At 70.0% G+C, this 15,776-nt stretch carries 16 protein-coding genes and 2 tRNA genes; 5 read left to right on the top strand and 13 right to left on the bottom strand.

The window, feature by feature from the left end; all coding sequences use genetic code 11:
• Positions 1-58 precede the first annotated feature (58 nt).
• Together OG389_RS19600 and OG389_RS19595 are read right to left on the bottom strand one after the other, a co-directional pair.
• A complete protein-coding gene (locus OG389_RS19600; protein WP_328299759.1) occupies positions 59-817 on the bottom strand; it encodes a class E sortase in 759 nt (252 codons plus the stop codon).
• Positions 786-1,562 (bottom strand): DUF881 domain-containing protein, encoded by a 777-nt coding sequence (locus OG389_RS19595; RefSeq protein ID WP_328299758.1) that lies wholly within the window; start codon positions 1,560-1,562, stop codon positions 786-788. The genes OG389_RS19600 and OG389_RS19595 overlap by 32 nt, the downstream gene beginning before the upstream one ends.
• A 91-nt stretch (positions 1,563-1,653) precedes the next feature.
• Between OG389_RS19595 and crgA the strand changes: the two genes are divergently transcribed.
• Positions 1,654-1,908: a cell division protein CrgA gene (gene crgA, locus OG389_RS19590; protein WP_328299757.1), complete on the top strand. Its 255-nt coding sequence runs from the start codon at positions 1,654-1,656 to the stop codon at positions 1,906-1,908.
• A gap of 129 nt (positions 1,909-2,037) precedes the next feature.
• Here crgA and OG389_RS19585 read toward each other — a convergent pair whose 3' ends face one another.
• On the bottom strand, positions 2,038-2,922 hold the full coding sequence (locus OG389_RS19585; RefSeq protein WP_328299756.1) for a rhomboid family intramembrane serine protease: 885 nt from the start codon (positions 2,920-2,922) through the stop codon (positions 2,038-2,040).
• Positions 2,923-3,065: 143 nt separating this feature from the next.
• Positions 3,066-3,608, bottom strand: coding sequence for a peptidylprolyl isomerase (locus OG389_RS19580; protein WP_328303928.1), 543 nt, complete (start codon positions 3,606-3,608; stop codon positions 3,066-3,068).
• A gap of 175 nt (positions 3,609-3,783) precedes the next feature.
• On the opposite strand from OG389_RS19580, the gene OG389_RS19575 reads away from it, so the two are divergent.
• Entirely contained in the window at positions 3,784-4,554 is a 771-nt protein-coding gene (locus tag OG389_RS19575) for a DUF5324 family protein (protein ID WP_328299755.1), read from the top strand.
• Positions 4,555-4,653: 99 nt separating this feature from the next.
• Here OG389_RS19575 and OG389_RS19570 read toward each other — a convergent pair whose 3' ends face one another.
• The gene (locus OG389_RS19570) at positions 4,654-5,160 is read right to left on the bottom strand and encodes a LysM peptidoglycan-binding domain-containing protein (RefSeq protein WP_328299754.1); all 507 of its coding nucleotides are present in this window, start codon (positions 5,158-5,160) and stop codon (positions 4,654-4,656) included.
• A 113-nt stretch (positions 5,161-5,273) separates the two neighbouring features.
• Positions 5,274-5,753 (bottom strand): MarR family winged helix-turn-helix transcriptional regulator, encoded by a 480-nt coding sequence (locus OG389_RS19565; protein ID WP_328299753.1) that lies wholly within the window; start codon positions 5,751-5,753, stop codon positions 5,274-5,276.
• 103 nt (positions 5,754-5,856) lie between these two features.
• Between OG389_RS19565 and OG389_RS19560 the strand changes: the two genes are divergently transcribed.
• Complete coding sequence (locus tag OG389_RS19560) at positions 5,857-7,395, top strand: MFS transporter (RefSeq protein WP_443059312.1); 1,539 nt, start codon at positions 5,857-5,859, stop codon at positions 7,393-7,395.
• Positions 7,396-7,470: 75 nt separating this feature from the next.
• Here OG389_RS19560 and OG389_RS19555 read toward each other — a convergent pair whose 3' ends face one another.
• Both OG389_RS19555 and OG389_RS19550 read right to left on the bottom strand, forming a co-directional pair.
• Positions 7,471-8,292 (bottom strand): isocitrate lyase/PEP mutase family protein, encoded by an 822-nt coding sequence (locus tag OG389_RS19555; protein ID WP_328299752.1) that lies wholly within the window; start codon positions 8,290-8,292, stop codon positions 7,471-7,473.
• 200 nt (positions 8,293-8,492) lie between these two features.
• Positions 8,493-8,565, bottom strand: a tRNA-Ala gene (locus OG389_RS19550).
• A gap of 159 nt (positions 8,566-8,724) precedes the next feature.
• Here OG389_RS19550 and OG389_RS19545 point away from each other — a divergent pair.
• Together OG389_RS19545 and OG389_RS19540 are read left to right on the top strand one after the other, a co-directional pair.
• A complete protein-coding gene (locus OG389_RS19545; RefSeq protein ID WP_328299751.1) occupies positions 8,725-9,276 on the top strand; it encodes a helix-turn-helix domain-containing protein in 552 nt (183 codons plus the stop codon).
• Positions 9,277-9,317: 41 nt separating this feature from the next.
• Complete coding sequence (locus OG389_RS19540; RefSeq protein ID WP_328299750.1) at positions 9,318-10,553, top strand: serine/threonine-protein kinase; 1,236 nt, start codon at positions 9,318-9,320, stop codon at positions 10,551-10,553.
• Positions 10,554-10,593: 40 nt separating this feature from the next.
• On the opposite strand, the gene OG389_RS19535 is transcribed toward OG389_RS19540, so the two are convergent.
• The 5 genes from OG389_RS19535 to gyrA form a co-directional block, all read right to left on the bottom strand.
• Positions 10,594-11,910 (bottom strand): hypothetical protein, encoded by a 1,317-nt coding sequence (locus OG389_RS19535; RefSeq protein ID WP_328299749.1) that lies wholly within the window; start codon positions 11,908-11,910, stop codon positions 10,594-10,596.
• 121 nt (positions 11,911-12,031) lie between these two features.
• Complete coding sequence (locus OG389_RS19530; RefSeq protein WP_208809277.1) at positions 12,032-12,166, bottom strand: DLW-39 family protein; 135 nt, start codon at positions 12,164-12,166, stop codon at positions 12,032-12,034.
• 145 nt (positions 12,167-12,311) lie between these two features.
• Positions 12,312-12,385, bottom strand: a tRNA-Ile gene (locus OG389_RS19525).
• A gap of 106 nt (positions 12,386-12,491) precedes the next feature.
• Positions 12,492-13,040, bottom strand: a complete 549-nt coding sequence (locus tag OG389_RS19520; protein ID WP_443059311.1) for a DUF3566 domain-containing protein — start codon at positions 13,038-13,040, stop codon at positions 12,492-12,494.
• A gap of 86 nt (positions 13,041-13,126) precedes the next feature.
• On the bottom strand, positions 13,127-15,742 hold the full coding sequence (gene gyrA, locus OG389_RS19515) for a DNA gyrase subunit A (protein WP_328299747.1): 2,616 nt from the start codon (positions 15,740-15,742) through the stop codon (positions 13,127-13,129).
• Positions 15,743-15,776 lie beyond the last annotated feature (34 nt).

The raw sequence follows: 15,776 nt of genomic DNA, 5'->3' as shown, positions 1-15,776 counted from the left end.
CAACGCACCGCGGGGGCGGTACATCCACAGCCTAAAGCCAGCCGCCCGGACCGTGGGGTCACCTTTCCAAACCCTCGGGCCTCCCCTGTGCGAGGGTCTGCGTCCCGGTCAGCTCGGCCCAGACCACGAGGCGGTGGCTGTGGCCCCATTCCGGATCGCAGGTGGTCAGGGTCAGGTACCGGCCGGGCCCGCTGAAGGGGGAGCGACGCGGCACCGGATCGACCACGCCGACCTCCGTCGGGAGCGTGCGCAGCGGCTCCGCCCGGACGGTGTACGTGTACCAGGTGGTGGCGTCCTTGAGGATCACGGCGTCGCCGGGGCGCAGCTCCGGGATGTCCTTGAAGGGGTCGCCGTACGTGCGCCGGTGTCCGGCCACCGCGAAGTTGCCGGTCTCCCCGAGGCCGGCCGTGCCGGCGTAGTGGCCCAGGCCCTTCTTCAGCAGGTCCGTGCCGGTCCCCTCCAGGACCGGCTTGTTCCAGTCCGACCCGAAGCGCGGCACGTACATCTCGGCGAAGGCCTGGCCCGGGGGGTGGGTCGCGGGCCGCGGGGCGGCCGGGGGCGCCTGGGAGGGTGCCGGGGAAGCGGCCGGCGCGGGCCCGGCGGCGGCCGCGGGCGCCGCCGACCAGCGGTCGCGCATGCGGGCCATCTCACCGTCCATGGCCTGGTCGGCCTTGACCCCGGTCCACAGCAGTACGTAGGCCACGAAGAGCACGATCAGCGAGCCCGCGGTCAAGCACACCTCACTGAACGTCCGTACCAGCAGGCGCGGCACGTCGACGTGACGGTCACGGGGTGGCGGACTCCAGCGGCTTCGCATAGTGGAGGTCCACTGTGCCGGAGTAGCCCGGCAGTGTCAGGGCCTTGTGCTCGTCGACTTTCCAGCCGAGCCCGTACGCGTTCACGTACAGCTGGTAGTTCTGCAGCGCCGGGGAGGCCGCGAGGGCCTTCTTCAACGCGCCCGGGTCGCCGACCGCCGTCACCTTGTACGGGGGCGAGTACACCCGGCCCTGGAGGATCAGGGTGTTGCCGACGCAGCGCACGGCGCTGGTGGAGATCAGGCGCTGGTCCATGACCTGGATGCCCTGGGCTCCGCCCTGCCAGAGGGCGTTCACGACGGCCTGGAGGTCCTGCTGGTGGATGACCAGGTCGTTGGGCTGCGGTTCGGGGACGTTGGGGATACGGGCCGTGGCGTTCGGGGGCGCGTCGTTCAGGGTGACGCTCACAGCCTTGCCGGTGATCCCCTCGGTGCCCGACGCGGCGCGCAGTGCGGCCAGTTTGGCGTCCTCCGCCTGGGTGCTTCCGTTGTCGCGTTCGGCGAGGGCGTCGACTTGACCGCGTACGGTGGCAGTGCTCTTCTCCAGATCCAGATTGCTCTGACTGCGCTCGTGGATCAGGTCCGAGAGTTTCAGGAGTGAGGCATCGGTCCGGATGTTCGTACCCTTGGAAGTGTTGAAGCTGGTGACGAAGATCAAGCCGGCCAGGGCGAAAACGGCGGCCGTCAGGAGCCGGACCGGTCTGGCACGGCGTCGGGGACCCGCGGAGGAGTCGTCGGAATTGCTCAACGTACCCTTCTCCTTCAACGCCACAGGTCCACTACGCTAACGGACGCCCGGGGCAGGCAAGGTCCCCAGCCCATCGACAGGAGAGCCCCTCGTGCCGAAGTCACGTATCCGCAAGAAGGACGACTACACCCCGCCGCCCACGCGGACGCCGCAGTCGATCAAGCTGACGAACCGCAACTGGGTGGCCCCGGTCATGCTGGCGTTCTTCCTGATCGGCCTGGCATGGATCGTCGTCTTCTATCTGTCCGAGACCCAGCTGCCGCTCGAAGCTCTCGGCAATTGGAACATTGTGGTCGGTTTCGGCTTCATTGCGGCAGGCTTCGGCGTCTCCACGCAGTGGAAGTAGCCCCGCGATAGTCACCCGGTAGGCCCAGCTCCGCAAGCTCTCCCCATGAGTTATCCACAGCGTCATCCACACCTGAGGAAAAGACAGAAGATCTGTGGATAACTCTGTGGAGAGTTGACGCCGGTGTGATCAGGTGAGTGCGGAGAGTTCGGCCGTGCGGACCCCGATCACGGCTGCGGCCAGCAGGAACACCGCCACACAGGTGCCCCACTGGACGAGTTTGCGACTCCGGGCGCTGTGGCCCGTCATGGGCCACAGCAGGCCCAGCCCGATCAACACGCCGGTGACCAGGCCACCGATATGGGCCTGCCACGACACGTTCAGCCCTGGCACGAAGGTCAACACCAGCATGAACACCGCCATGGTGATCAGCGGGCGCATCTCGTACCGCATCCGGCGGGCCAGCACCACGGTGGCACCGAGCAGTCCGAAGACCGCCCCGGAGGCACCGAGGGTCGCTACGTTCATCGGGGTCAGCAGGTAGACCAGGGCGCTGCCACCGAGGGCCGACAGCAGGTACACGGTGAGATAGCGGGCCCGGCCGAGTGCCTGCTCCAGCGGTCCGCCGATGTACCACAGGGCAAGCATGTTGCCGAGGATGTGCCATGGCGCGGTATGCAGGAACGCCGAGGTCATCAGCCGGTAGTACTCGCCGGTGGAGACGCCTTCAGGCGGCCCGCCCACCTGCTCCCAGTACCTGCCCAGGAGCTCCAGGTGGATCGCCAGCCTGGGGAAGACCCAGACCGCGAGGAACACGGCCACGTTGATCCCGATCAGGATCTTGGTGACCAGGTACGGATCGGCGGCGACCACCCCGCCCGCGACGGTGCGCGGGACGTTGGCGGCGGGCCCGTGGCCCGTCCCAGAACCTTCTCGGACGCACTCGGGGCACTGGAAGCCGACCGAGGCGCTGATCATGCACTCGGGGCAGATCGGCCGCTCGCAGCGCGTGCAGCTGATCCCGGTGTCACGGTCCGGGTGGCGGTAGCAGCCCGGAAGACGGTCGGTGTCCATCGGTCCCATCGGTCCCCTCGGTCGGCGGCGAGGCGGCGGATCCGCCACGCCCGCCCGGTACGTATCGAGGACGGACGGGCGGGGCCGAAAGGTTCCCCTGCGGTCGGCGCGTCAGCGCGTCGCCACGTCAGCGCGTCGCCACGTCAGCCCTTCGGCGTCTCGCGCTTCTCGATGACGACGGACTGGATGATCACGTCGTCGAGGGGGCGCTCGGTGCGCGGGTTGGTGGCGCCCGCGGCGATGGCGTCGACGATCTTCTGGCTGGACTTGTCGGTGATCTCGCCGAAGATGGTGTGCTTGCGCGTCAGCCACGCGGTGGGGGCGACGGTGATGAAGAACTGGGAGCCGTTGGTCCCCGGGCCGGCGTTCGCCATCGCGAGCAGGTAGGGCTTGGTGAAGGCCAGGTCGGGGTGGAACTCGTCGGCGAACTGGTACCCGGGACCGCCGGTGCCGTTGCCGAGCGGGTCGCCGCCCTGGATCATGAACCCGCTGATGACGCGGTGGAAGACGGTGCCGTCGTAGAGCGGGTCCGTGGTCTTCTGCCCGTCCGTGGGGCGCGTCCACTCGCGGGCTCCGCTGGCGAGCTCCACGAAGTTCCGCACGGTCTTCGGGGCGAAGTTCGGCAGAAGCTCGATCTCGATGTCGCCGTGGTTCGTCTTCAGGGTGGCGTAGAGCTTCTCGGCCACGGATCTGCCTTCCATAGTCATCACTGTCGGTTCCAGATCCTCCCACGGAGGGCCGTGCCGGGCAGAAATCGTCCACCCGTATGCCCTGTCGCGCATGCCCACGGCCGTTGTGGGAGGCATGATCCGACAAAGGGTGGAAAGGTGAACCGTGTCCGCCACCGAGGAGGAGGATCCCGTGACCCGCAAGGAAAGCGTGCGACTGGCAGCGACAAGTGCCAGGGAGACGGTTCGGCACGCAGCGGAAGTGGTGGGTCCGTACGCGGAAACCGCCAAGCACACCGCGGTGCAGTACGCCCACGAAGCGAATGAACGGCTCGCGCCGAAGGTCTCCCACGCGGCGGGCGAGGCTGCCAGACAAGCCCGTACGACCTACGACTGCCACGTCCATCCCCGGATCAAAGCGGCGCGCTCCCACGTGCCGCCGAATGTCGACCGGGCCGCGACCAACGCCGTGAAGCAGACCCGTCTGGTGGCCCGGCAGGCCGCGGACTACACGCAGCCGCGGTTGGAGAGCGCGCTCGCGGCGGCCCAGCCGGTGGCCGAGGAGGCCGCTTCGCGCTCGACGGCGGCCCTGGCGGCGCTGCGCGGGCAGGTCTCCGCCAAGGAGATCCAAAAGCTCGTACGGCGCCAGGAGCGGCGGGCCCGCACGGGCCGGCTGTTCAAGGGCGCCGCACTGGTCGGCCTGCTGGCCGGCGGCGCTTTCGCGGCATGGAAGTGGTGGGACCAGCAGTCGAACCCGGACTGGCTCGTCGAGCCCCCGGCGGCCACCGAGCTGTCGGCGCGCGACCAGGAGTCCCCGGCGGCCTACGACGAAGAGCTGGCGGCCAAGGAGCGCGAGGCGGGGACGGACTCCGCCGCGGATTCGCCGCCCTCGACGCTGGAGGCGGAGGCCGAAGCCGCGGAGGACCGGATCGACGCGGAGGACGCGAAGCGCAAGCACCGCTGAGCGGCGAAAGAAGGAGCGAGGAACGAGGGAGGGGCCCGGATCCTGGATCCGGGCCCCTCCCTCGTCGTCCGTCCTCCCTAGCCCGGGAGGGTGAGCTCATCAGCCCGGGAGGGTGAGCTTCATCCCCGGGTGGATCATGTCGGGGTTGGAGCCGATGACGCCCTTGTTCATGGCGTACAGCTCGCGCCAGCGGCCCTCGTTGCCGAGCTCCCGGCGGGCGATCGCGGAGAGCGAGTCGCCGGGACGGACGGTGTACGCGCGCTGCGCCTTGGGCGCGGGCTTCGGGGCCGCAGGCACCGCCTTGTGCGCGGCGGAAGCCGGGGTGGGCGTGTGCGGGGCGGGCCGTGCCGCGGGAGCGGGAGCGGGAGCGGGGGCCGCGGCCTTCGGGGGTGCGGGGGTGGCCTTGGGGGGAGCCGCGGCCGCCATGCGCTCGGCGGCCGCCTTGGTGGCCGCCGCGGGGTCGGTGTACCGGATCCCGGCATCGGAGGGCTGGCCGCCGGGGGCCGCCGGCGCAGCCGCGGCCTGCTGCTCCACCTGCTCCTTGGCCTTCTCGGCCGCCTCGCGTTCCTTCTTCTTGTCGGACTTCAGGAATTCGAAGAGTCCCATGTGTGTACGCCTCCGGCGTGGTTTGCCCCCCTGGGCAGAGTGCCTTTCCCCACTCTCTGCCAGAAGGCGCCGGACGGCCCTGTGACTGGGCCATCCGGGGGACACCGGACTGCTTACTGACGCGCTCGGCGGGCCGGCCGCGGGCTCTCCGACGGGGTCTTCAGATCGCCTCCGACCAGCAGGTTCAGTCCGCGCAGCAGGGCCTCACGGTCCGCGTCCGCGAGGGAGGCGAGGGCGTCGGCGTGCACCCGGTCGACGATGGCGCTGCTCTTCTCGGCGAGGGCCGCGCCCCGCTCGGTGACGGCGATGACGCGGGCCCGGCGGTCCGTGCTGGACGGGCGCCGCTCGGCCAGTCCGGCCTTCTCCAGGGCGTCGACGGTGACGACCATCGTCGTCTTGTCCATGCCCCCGATCTCGGCCAGCTGGATCTGGGTCCGCTCCTCGCCCAGCGCGTGCACGAGGACGCAGTGCATACGTGCCGTGAGCCCGATCTCGTCGAGGGCCGCCGCCATCCGGGTGCGCAGGACGTGGCTGGTGTGGTCCAGGAGAAAGGAAAGGTCCGGCTCGGTCTGGGCGGGTGCCATGGCAGTCATGTCCGCCAGTCTAGCAATTCGATCCCCAATAGATCGTCTGCAACAAAACTATCTGGTACGGTCTCACCAAGTCAGCCCACTGATCACACGACTGGAGAGACAGATGCCTGCCGCTTCCGCCTCCGCCTCCGCTCCTGCTCCTGCTCCTGCCTCCTCCCCCGCGCCCGAACTCGATGGCTCCGCCTCCGCCCCCGCCTCCGCCTCCGCCTCCGCCTCCGCCTCCGCCGGTGGCCCGGCCGCACCACGCGGTGCGCGTTCCCGCTGGGCCGCCCTCGGGGTCCTGTCCACCGGCATGCTGATGACGGTCCTCGACGGCAGCATCGTCACCGTCGCGATGCCCGCCATCCAGAACGACCTGGGGTTCACCCCCGCCGGACTGAGCTGGGTCGTCAACGCCTACCTGATCGCCTTCGGCAGCCTGCTGCTCCTCGCGGGCCGGCTCGGCGACCTCATCGGCCGCAAGCGGATGTATCTGGCCGGGACCGGGGTCTTCACCGGGGCCTCGCTGCTCGCCGGGTTCGCCGGCTCCCCCGAGGTACTGATCGCCGCCCGCTTCCTGCAGGGCCTCGGCAGCGCCATGGCCTCGGCCGTCAGCCTGGGCATCCTGGTGACCCTGTTCACCGAGCCCCGGCAGCGTGCCAAGGCCATCGCCGTCTTCTCCTTCACCGGCGCGGCCGGGGCCTCACTGGGGCAGGTGCTCGGCGGGGTCCTGACCGACGCGCTCGACTGGCACTGGATCTTCTTCATCAACCTGCCCATAGGCCTCGCGGCCCTCGCTCTGGCCCTGCCGGCACTCCCCTCCGACCGAGGGCTGGGACTGCGCGCGGGAGCCGACGTACTCGGCGCCGTCCTGGTCACCGCCGGCCTGATGCTCGGCATCTACTCGGTGGTCGAGGTGGAGCGCTACGGCTGGTCCTCCGCGCACACCCTCGGCCTGGGAACCCTCTCGCTGGCCCTCCTCGCCGGCTTCACCGCCCGCCAGGCCAAGGCCCGCACCCCACTGGTTCCGCTGCGGATCTTCCGCTCCCCCACCGTGGTCGGCGCGAACCTGGTCCAGATGCTGATGGTCGCCGCGCTGTTCTCCTTCCAGATCCTGGTCGCCCTCTACCTCCAGAACGTGCTCGGCTACGGAGCCTCCGCAACGGGCCTGGCGATGCTCCCGGCAGCCGTGGTCATCGGCGCGGTCTCGCTCTTCGCCTCGGCCCCGCTGAACGCCCGCTTCGGCGAACGGCGCGTACTCCTGGCCGGACTCGCCCTGCTCGTGGCGGCCCTGGGCCTGCTGACCCGGCTCCCGGTCCGGGCCGACTACGTCACCGATCTGCTCCCCGTGATGCTGCTGGCCGCCGGCTTCGGCCTGGCCCTGCCCGCCCTCACCGCACTCGGGATGTCCGGCTCCGACGAGCGGGACGCCGGTCTCGCCTCGGGTCTGTTCAACACCACCCAGCAGATCGGCATGGCCCTGGGGGTCGCCGTCCTCTCCACCCTGGCGGCTTCCCGTACCGACTCCCTGCTCGGCACGGGCCACGGACGCGCCGAGTCCCTGACCTCCGGCTACCACCTGGCCTTCGGGATCGGGGCGGCCCTGCTGATCACGGCGCTCGCGGTCACCGCGGTCCTGCTGCGGACCGGCCGCCGCCCGTAACGCCCCCGTCCGATGTTTCACGTGAAACATCGGACGGGGCAGGGACGGGACCGGCCGGCTGCCCGGCCCCTGCTCCTACTTCACGAAGAGACCGTTGAGCGTGCCGTAGTCCAGCACCGGGCCGGCCAGTGCCTCGTAAGTTCCCTGCTCCAGTACCTCGACGGCCGCGGTACGGGCCGCCGTGTACGCCGCCTGCGCCACCCCGGTACCGACGCTGACCCGCCGCACCCCGGCCTTCGCCAGCTCGGCGACGGAGGGACCTCCCGGGCCCGCCATGACGTTGACCGGCAGCGGCCCCCGCGCGATCTGGCCCAGGGTGTCCAGGTCCAGCAGGCCCGGCACGAAGATCCCGTCGGCGCCCGCGGCCGCGTACGCCTCGATCCGGGCGAGCACGTCGGACAGCCGGCCGGACTCCTCGCCGATCCCGAACAGGAAGACATCGGTACGGGCGTTGATCACCAGCTCCGGCAGCCCGGCCCCGGCAGCCGCGGCCCGGGCGGCGCGGATCCGCCCGGCCTGCTCCGCCGCCGTGTGGAGCGGGCCGCCGGCCGCCTTCGAGTCCTCCAGGTTGATACCGACGGCCCCCAGCGACACGACCTCGCGCACGGTGGCCGCGACGTCCTCGTAGCCACCCTCGATGTCCACGGTGACCGGCACGTCCACGGCCGCGACGATGCGCGCGGCCGCCTCCAGCATCTCCGCCCTCGTCGCCTGCTGCCCGTCCCCACGCCCGATGGACCAGGCCACACCCCCACTGGTGGTGGCGATGGCCGACGCCCCGGCCGCCTCGATCACCGCCGCGCTCCCCGCGTCCCAGGCATTGGGCAGAACGAGCAGTCCCCCACCCAGGGCCCGCAGCCGCAGGGCCTTCTCGGTGGTCTTCGCTTCCACGGTCATCCGAAGTCTCCTCAACCTTGACCTTGCTGAATGATCGTCACACCGTCCTTCGAGCAGAGGCTAGCGCGACGAACTCCCCCGATCAGGGCACAACGACCAGCACCGGCAATCCCCTGGGCGACGAGCCGGTGAGCACGGAGACCAGACAAAAAAAGACCCCCTTGGCCTGCGTTTCCGCAGGCCAAGGGGGTCTTCATCTGTGGAGCCTAGGAGATTCGAACTCCTGACATCTGCCTTGCAAAGGCAGCGCTCTACCAACTGAGCTAAGGCCCCGGATCCGGACACGACTGTACCCCTGGAGGGGAGGACCGTTCCGAAGGACAGAGTACCGGGTGTACCCCCTCATCCCGCAAAATGATAGGGACTCCCGCCCCGCGACCACTCTCCGTAAGATGCTCGCGAGGTTCGCACCAGCGAAGGGGAGTAGTAAGAGTGGACGCAGTACAGCAAGAGGCTACGGCCAGAGCCAGAGAACTTCAGCGCAGCTGGTACGGGGAGCCCCTCGGCGCACTCTTCCGCCGGCTCATAGATGACCTCGGCTTGAACCAGGCTCGCCTCGCTGCCGTCCTCGGGCTGTCGGCCCCGATGCTGTCCCAGCTGATGAGCGGGCAGCGGGCAAAGATCGGCAACCCCGCCGTGGTCCAGCGGGTGCAGGCTCTCCAGGATCTGGCCGGCCAGGTGGCCGACGGGAGCGTCAGTGCGGCAGAGGCGACCGACCGGATGGACGAGATCAAGAAGACCCAGGGAGGTTCCGTCCTCAGCAACAGCACCAGCCAGGCCGCCACCGGCTCCGGCGCACCCACCGTCAAGCGCGTCGTGCGCGAGATCCAGTCGCTGCTGCGCTCGGTCTCCGCGGCCGGCGACATCATCGACGCGGCGGACACCCTCGCCCCCAGCCACCCGGAACTGGCAGAGTTCCTCCGGGTGTACGGAGCGGGCCGCACGTCCGACGCGGTCGCGCACTACGAGGCCCACCAGAACTGACACGCGACTGACGCGGCTGACGACGGGGGACGGGCGCAGCAATGGGTGAGATCTTCGCCGGCCGGTACGAACTGATCGACCCGATCGGACGTGGCGGCGCCGGCGCCGTCTGGCGAGCCTGGGACCACCGGCGCCGCCGGTACGTCGCAGCGAAGGTCCTCCTGCAGAGCGATGCCCACACCCTGCTGCGGTTCGTCCGCGAGCAGGCGCTGCGGATCGACCACCCGCACGTACTGGCCCCGGCCAGCTGGGCGGCGGACGACGACAAGGTCCTGTTCACCATGGACCTCGTCGCTGGCGGTTCCCTCGCCCATGTGATCGGGGACTACGGGGCCCTGCCGCCCCGGTTCGTGTGCACGCTGCTCGACCAGCTCCTGTCGGGGCTGGCGGCGGTGCATGCGGAGGGTGTCGTCCACCGCGACATCAAACCGGCCAACATCCTGATGGAGGCCACTGGAACCGGGCGGCCGCACCTGCGGCTGTCCGACTTCGGGATCGCCATGCGCAAGGGCGAGCCCCGGCTGACCGAGACGGCCTACGTGGTCGGCACGCCGGGCTATCTCGCACCCGAACAACTCCTCGGTTCCGAGCCGGACTTCACCGCCGACCTGTTCGCCGTCGGGCTGGTCGGCCTGTACCTCCTGCAGGGGCGCAAGCCCGACTCCCAGTCCCTCGTGGAGCGTTTCCTCACCCACGGCACCCCCGGCGCCCCGGAGGGCGTTCCCGCACCGCTGTGGGACGTCCTGGCCGCGCTGCTCCAGCCGGACCCGCAGAGCAGGTTCAAGACGGCCACGGGGGCGCGCAAGGCCCTCGCCGGGGCCGTGGAGCTGCTGCCGCCACCCGGCCCGGACGAGGATCCGGTCGAGGTGTTCGACCAACTGGGCCCGGTGCCGGCCGGTTTCACTCCCCGAGCCGCGCAGGAGGCTCCGTACGCGGCCCCGCACACAGCCCCGTACCAAGTCACCGTGCCCACGCAGACCGTGCAGCCCGTTCAGCCCGCGAGTGCCCCGGCCGCCGTCACCGCACCAGCCACGGCCCCCGCCGGGGTCTTCGGCCCCTCGGAGACGGGCAGCTTCCATCTCCCGCCGCCCCTCCCCGCCACCACCCCGACGGCCCCGACCACCCCCACGGCCCCGTACCCGCAGCCCCAGCCCCAGCCGCCCGCGAAGGCTCGTACGGGCTCCCTCACGCCGCCGTCCGCGAGGGCCACCGCCGGGATCCTCCTCGCCGCACTGCTCTGCTTCGCCACCGGCATCTGGGCCCTGACGCAGCTCTAGGACCCAGCTCCGGGGCCGGGGCCAGCTCGGGACCGCAGTCCTAGACCGCGCCCCTGCGCCGGGCCAGCAGGATCCAGCCGCCCAGCACGAGCAGCAGCAGTGCCCCCGCGCCGAAGCCGGCGCCCGCCACCACCCGCATCTGCGAGCGGTTCGCGGCGGCGTCCGCGGCCTCCAGCGCCGTGGTCCCCTCCTTCGCGGCGGTACGGTCCTCTGCCCCGATCCCGAACCCGGCGGCCGTGGGGCTCTCCGCGTAGCCGGGGCCCTTTCCGGCACCGCCGATGACCTGCACGCGCAGGGTCAGCGGCACGGGCACCGCGTCCTCGGTGAACTCCCCGACCTTCTTCGCCATGGTCACCGCGACGTAGTACCACCCGGCCACCCGGACCGGCTCCACCTTGCGGTCGCCGGAGAAGCGGTTCTCGTACGCCACCGGCGGGGTCCTCGGCAGGGTGACGCCCGCCTGCTTCCCGTCGTAGGAGGTGTCCTCGGAAGCGGCCAGCGCCCGGTACGGCGTGTACAGCGAGACGGTGAGTCCGGAGGAGGCCGAACCGTACTCCTTCGTCGGCTTCGCGGCGGACAGTTCGGCCCCGAGGCCGAGCTGCTGCCCCCAGTCGAGCGGCACCCGGTAGTAGCGGGTCTGGCCGGGCCGCAGGTCGTCGCTCCACACCCCGGTGCCCAGGGCCCGCGCGTCGTTGAAGCCGGTCCCGCCGGTCCGCGCCGCCGCATCGGTCCCCGGCAGCGTCGGCGAGGCGGACGGCCAGACGCTGGGCGCGGTGGTGGGGGCGCTGCCGCTGCCGAGCCCCGGTTCGCGCTGGACCCGCAGTTCGAGGGGCCAGGCGGCCTGCTTGGCGTCCTTGGGGGCGTTGCGGGTGACCTTGACGTAGTAGGTGCCGGCCTCCTGGCAGCCCGCGTCCTCCTGGAGCTGGCGGTACCCCACGGCGCTCAGCGGGACGGGGTCGTAACCGAAGCCCGCCCGGCCGGGATTGCCCGGGCAGTAGCGGTTCTCGATGTTCAGGACCTCCACCTCGACGCCGTCGCTGTAGCCGACCACGGCGTCCCTGGGAGGCTGCAGGACCGCGGAGACGTACACGGTGGAGCGGTCGTCGAGGTAGAGCCGGTAGTAGCGGTCCCCCGGCGCGATCGAGTCCTTGTAGACCGAGCCTGCGTCCAGCTGCGGCGCACCGGCCGTCGAGGACTTCCCCTCGACCGGCTTCGCACCGGCCGCACCCCGGTACGGGGGCACCGGCTGCGGGGTCCCCGCGGCACCCGCCGCTGCCGGCAGGGCCAGGAGCAGCCCCAGGGCCGCCACCACCGCGGCCGCAACGGGCCTCCGTACCCTGCGCGGTACCCGCCCCATCACACACACCCCCGGATTTGCCAGCGCAAGTCAGAATTTTGCATACCGTAACTTTTCGTCACAGAGCAGCACAAAGCCCCGACCGCAGCGGCAGTCGGGGCTCTGAGATCAACCTTGGGTCTCACACACCGGAACCAGAAGGCACGGAGTCAGTTGCCTCCGTCCACAGGTCCTGCTCGGCGCGGTCCGCCTGGATCTGGCGGTACACGAGGAGCCCGCCGATGGCGGCCAGTGCGACCAGGAGCAGCTTCTTCACCGCGCGACCTCGTCTTTCGTTGACGTAGGGGACTTCTGGCGCCCAACAATACACACCGACCGATACCGATCGGTGACCTGCCCGGAACCCAACTGGCCCAACGACAAAGACCCCCAGGCCATGGGCCTGGGGGTCTTTGACACTGTGGGGCTAACAGGATTTGAACCTGTGGCCTCATCCTTATCAGGGATGCGCTCTAACCAACTGAGCTATAGCCCCATCCGCGCTGCGCGCTGACTTCTGAAGGTTAGCGCACAGACCCGGTGACTCCAAAATCGGTTCCTGTGACCCGTCTGCGCAGGTCACCAGCCCGTCTTCGGAGGGTCTACTCGTCTTCGGCGAGCGTCAGCTCCACACCGCCGACGAAGCCCGCCGACAGGTTGTAGATGAACGCGCCCAGGGTCGCCAGCGCCGTCATGAGCACCACGTCGATGACCGAGATCACCGACGTGAAGATCAGAACGCGCGGCAGCGACAGGAAGCTCTGGAGGTCGAAGCCGTTGCTCTCGTTCGAGCCCGTCGCCTCACTGATCGTGCCGCCGACGCTGGAGAAGATGCCCATGGCGTCCATGACCATCCACAGCACCACCGACGCCACGATCGTGCACACGCCCAGCGCGATCGACAGCAGGAAGCTGACCTTCATCACCGACCACGGGTCGGCCTTGGCCACCCTGAGCCGCGCCTTGCGCGTCCTGGGCGCCGTACGGGCCCCCGTGCGCGGCTTGCGCTGCACTCCGGGGTCCCCGGTACCGCGCGGCGCCCCGGGGCCCGAGGGCACCGAGTACGCCTGCGGCGGGTGGTAGGGCTGCTGAGGTCCGGCCTGCGGCGGCTGGTGCGGCTGCGGCGGCTGGGCTCCTCGGGTGTCCGTCACGGTTCCCCCCTGGGAGTCCGCGGCGGGGCCACGGGCACCGTTCGCTCCAGTGTGGGCCGGTCCGGCGCCCGTGGCTCCGCTCACGCTTACTCCTCGTGCTCCCCAGCCGAGGGCTCCGTGCCCCCGGCAGCCTCGGCGGCCTGTCCTTCGACCGCCGCGTCGGTCCCGATCTCGTTCTCGCTGTCGTCGACCTCGTCAGCTTCCTGACCGGCCTCCGCGTTGCGGGCGATGCCGACGACGGCATCACGCTTGCCCAGGTTGATCAGCTGGACGCCCATGGTGTCACGGCCGGTCTCCCGTACTTCGTTGACGCGCGTACGAATCACACCACCGCCGAGCGTGATGGCGAGAATCTCGTCCGTTTCGTCGACCACGAGCGCCCCGACGAGCGAACCGCGGTCCTCCACGATCTTCGCGGCCTTGATGCCCAGACCGCCGCGGCCCTGGACGCGGTACTCGTCCACCGGCGTCCGCTTGGCGTAGCCGCCGTCGGTCGCGGTGAAGACGAACGTACCGGGCCGGACCACACTCATGGAGAGGAGTTCGTCCCCTCCGCGGAAACTCATGCCCTTCACACCCGAGGTCGCGCGGCCCATCGGGCGCAGCGCGTCGTCGGTCGCCGTGAAGCGGATCGACTGCGCCTTCTTGCTGATGAGCAGCAGGTCGTCCTCGGCGGACACCAGCTCGGCGCCGATCAGCTCGTCGTCGCTGCCGTCCTCGGTTTCCCGCAGGTTGATGGCGATGACACCACCCGAACGGGGCGAGTCGTAGTCCTTGAGCGCCGTCTTCTTCACCAGGCCGCCCTTGGTGGCCAGGATCAGGTACGGGGCGGCCTCGTAGTCGCGGATCGCGAGGATCTGGGCGATCTTCTCGTCCGGCTGGAAGGCCAGCAGGTTCGCGACGTGCTGCCCGCGGGCGTCACGGCCGGCGTCCGGGAGCTCGTACGCCTTGGAGCGGTAGACGCGGCCCTTGTTCGTGAAGAACAGCAGCCAGTGGTGCGTGGTGGACACGAAGAAGTGGTCGACGAGGTCGTCCTGCTTCAGCTTCGTGCCGCGCACGCCCTTGCCGCCGCGCTTCTGCGAGCGGTAGTCCTCGGTCTTGGTGCGCTTGACGTAGCCGCCGTGGGTGATCGTGACGACGATGTCCTCTTCGGCGATCAGGTCCTCCATGGACATGTCGCCGTCGAAGGGCACCAGCTTGGAACGCCGGTCGTCGCCGAACTTCTCGACGATGGCCGCCAGTTCCTCACTGACGATCTGCCGCTGACGCTCCTCGGAGGCCAGGATCGCGTTGTACTCGTTGATCTTGGCCTGGAGCTCGTCGTGCTCGGCGACGATCTTCTGCCGCTCCAGGGCCGCCAGGCGGCGCAGCTGCATCTCCAGGATCGCGTTCGCCTGGATCTCGTCGATCGACAGCAGGCCCATCAGGCCCTCGCGGGCGATGTCGACCGTGTTGCTGCGCCGGATCAGCGCGATGACCTCGTCGATCGCGTCCAGCGCCTTGAGCAGACCGCGCAGGATGTGGGCGCGCTCCTCCGCCTTGCGCAGACGGAAGCGCGTGCGCCGGACGATGACCTCGATCTGGTGCGTCACCCAGTGGCGGATGAACGCGTCGATCGACAGCGTGCGCGGCACGCCGTCCACCAGCGCCAGCATGTTCGCGCCGAAGTTCGTCTGCAGGTCGGTGTGCTTGTACAGGTTGTTCAGCACGACCTTGGCGACGGCGTCGCGCTTGAGGACGATCACCAGGCGCTGGCCGGTCCGGGACGAGGTCTCGTCGCGGACGTCGGCGATGCCGCCGACCTTGCCGTCCTTCACCAGGTCGGCGATCTTCTGCGCCAGGTTGTCGGGGTTGGTCTGGTACGGGAGCTCCGTGACCACCAGGCACTGGCGGTTCTGGATCTCCTCGACCTCCACCACCGCGCGCATCGTGATGGAGCCGCGACCGGTCCGGTACGCCTCCTCGATGCCCTTGCGGCCCACGACCAGGGCTCCCGACGGGAAGTCCGGGCCCTTGATCCGCTCGATGAGCGCGTCCTGGAGCTCCTCGTGCGAGGCCTCCGGGTGCTCCAGCGCCCACTGGGCGCCGGCCGCGACCTCGCGCAGGTTGTGCGGCGGGATGTTGGTGGCCATACCGACCGCGATACCGGCGGAGCCGTTGATCAGCAGGTTCGGGAAGCGCGCCGGCAGGACCGTCGGCTCCTGGTTGCGGCCGTCGTAGTTGTCCGTGAAGTCGACGGTCTCCTCGTCGATGTCCCGGAGCATCTCCATGGCCAGCGGCATGAGCTTGCACTCGGTGTACCGCATCGCGGCCGCCGGGTCGTTGCCCGGGGAGCCGAAGTTGCCGTTGGAGTCCACCAGCGGCATGCGCAGCGACCACGGCTGGGCCAGGCGGACCAGGGCGTCGTAGATCGAGGAGTCACCGTGCGGGTGGTACGTGCCCATGACGTCGCCGACGACGCGGGCGCACTTGTAGAAGCCCTTCTCGGGCCGGTAGCCACCGTCGTACATCGCGTACAGCACACGACGGTGGACCGGCTTGAGGCCGTCCCGTACGTCGGGCAGCGCGCGGGAGACGATGACGGACATCGCGTAGTCGAGGTAGGAGCGCTGCATCTCCGTCTCGAGCCCCACGGGCTCGATGCGCACGACGGGCTGCTCTTCCTCGGTGTTCTCGGCAGTGGGCGTGGTTTCGTCGGCCATTGCTGGTCAGAAGTCCTTTCAGGCAGTCAGCTGA

Source organism: Streptomyces sp. NBC_00435, from assembly GCF_036014235.1.
In the GTDB taxonomy this organism is placed as follows: Bacteria; Actinomycetota; Actinomycetes; order Streptomycetales; family Streptomycetaceae; genus Streptomyces.
This window is presented reverse-complemented; position numbering and strand designations above follow the sequence as displayed.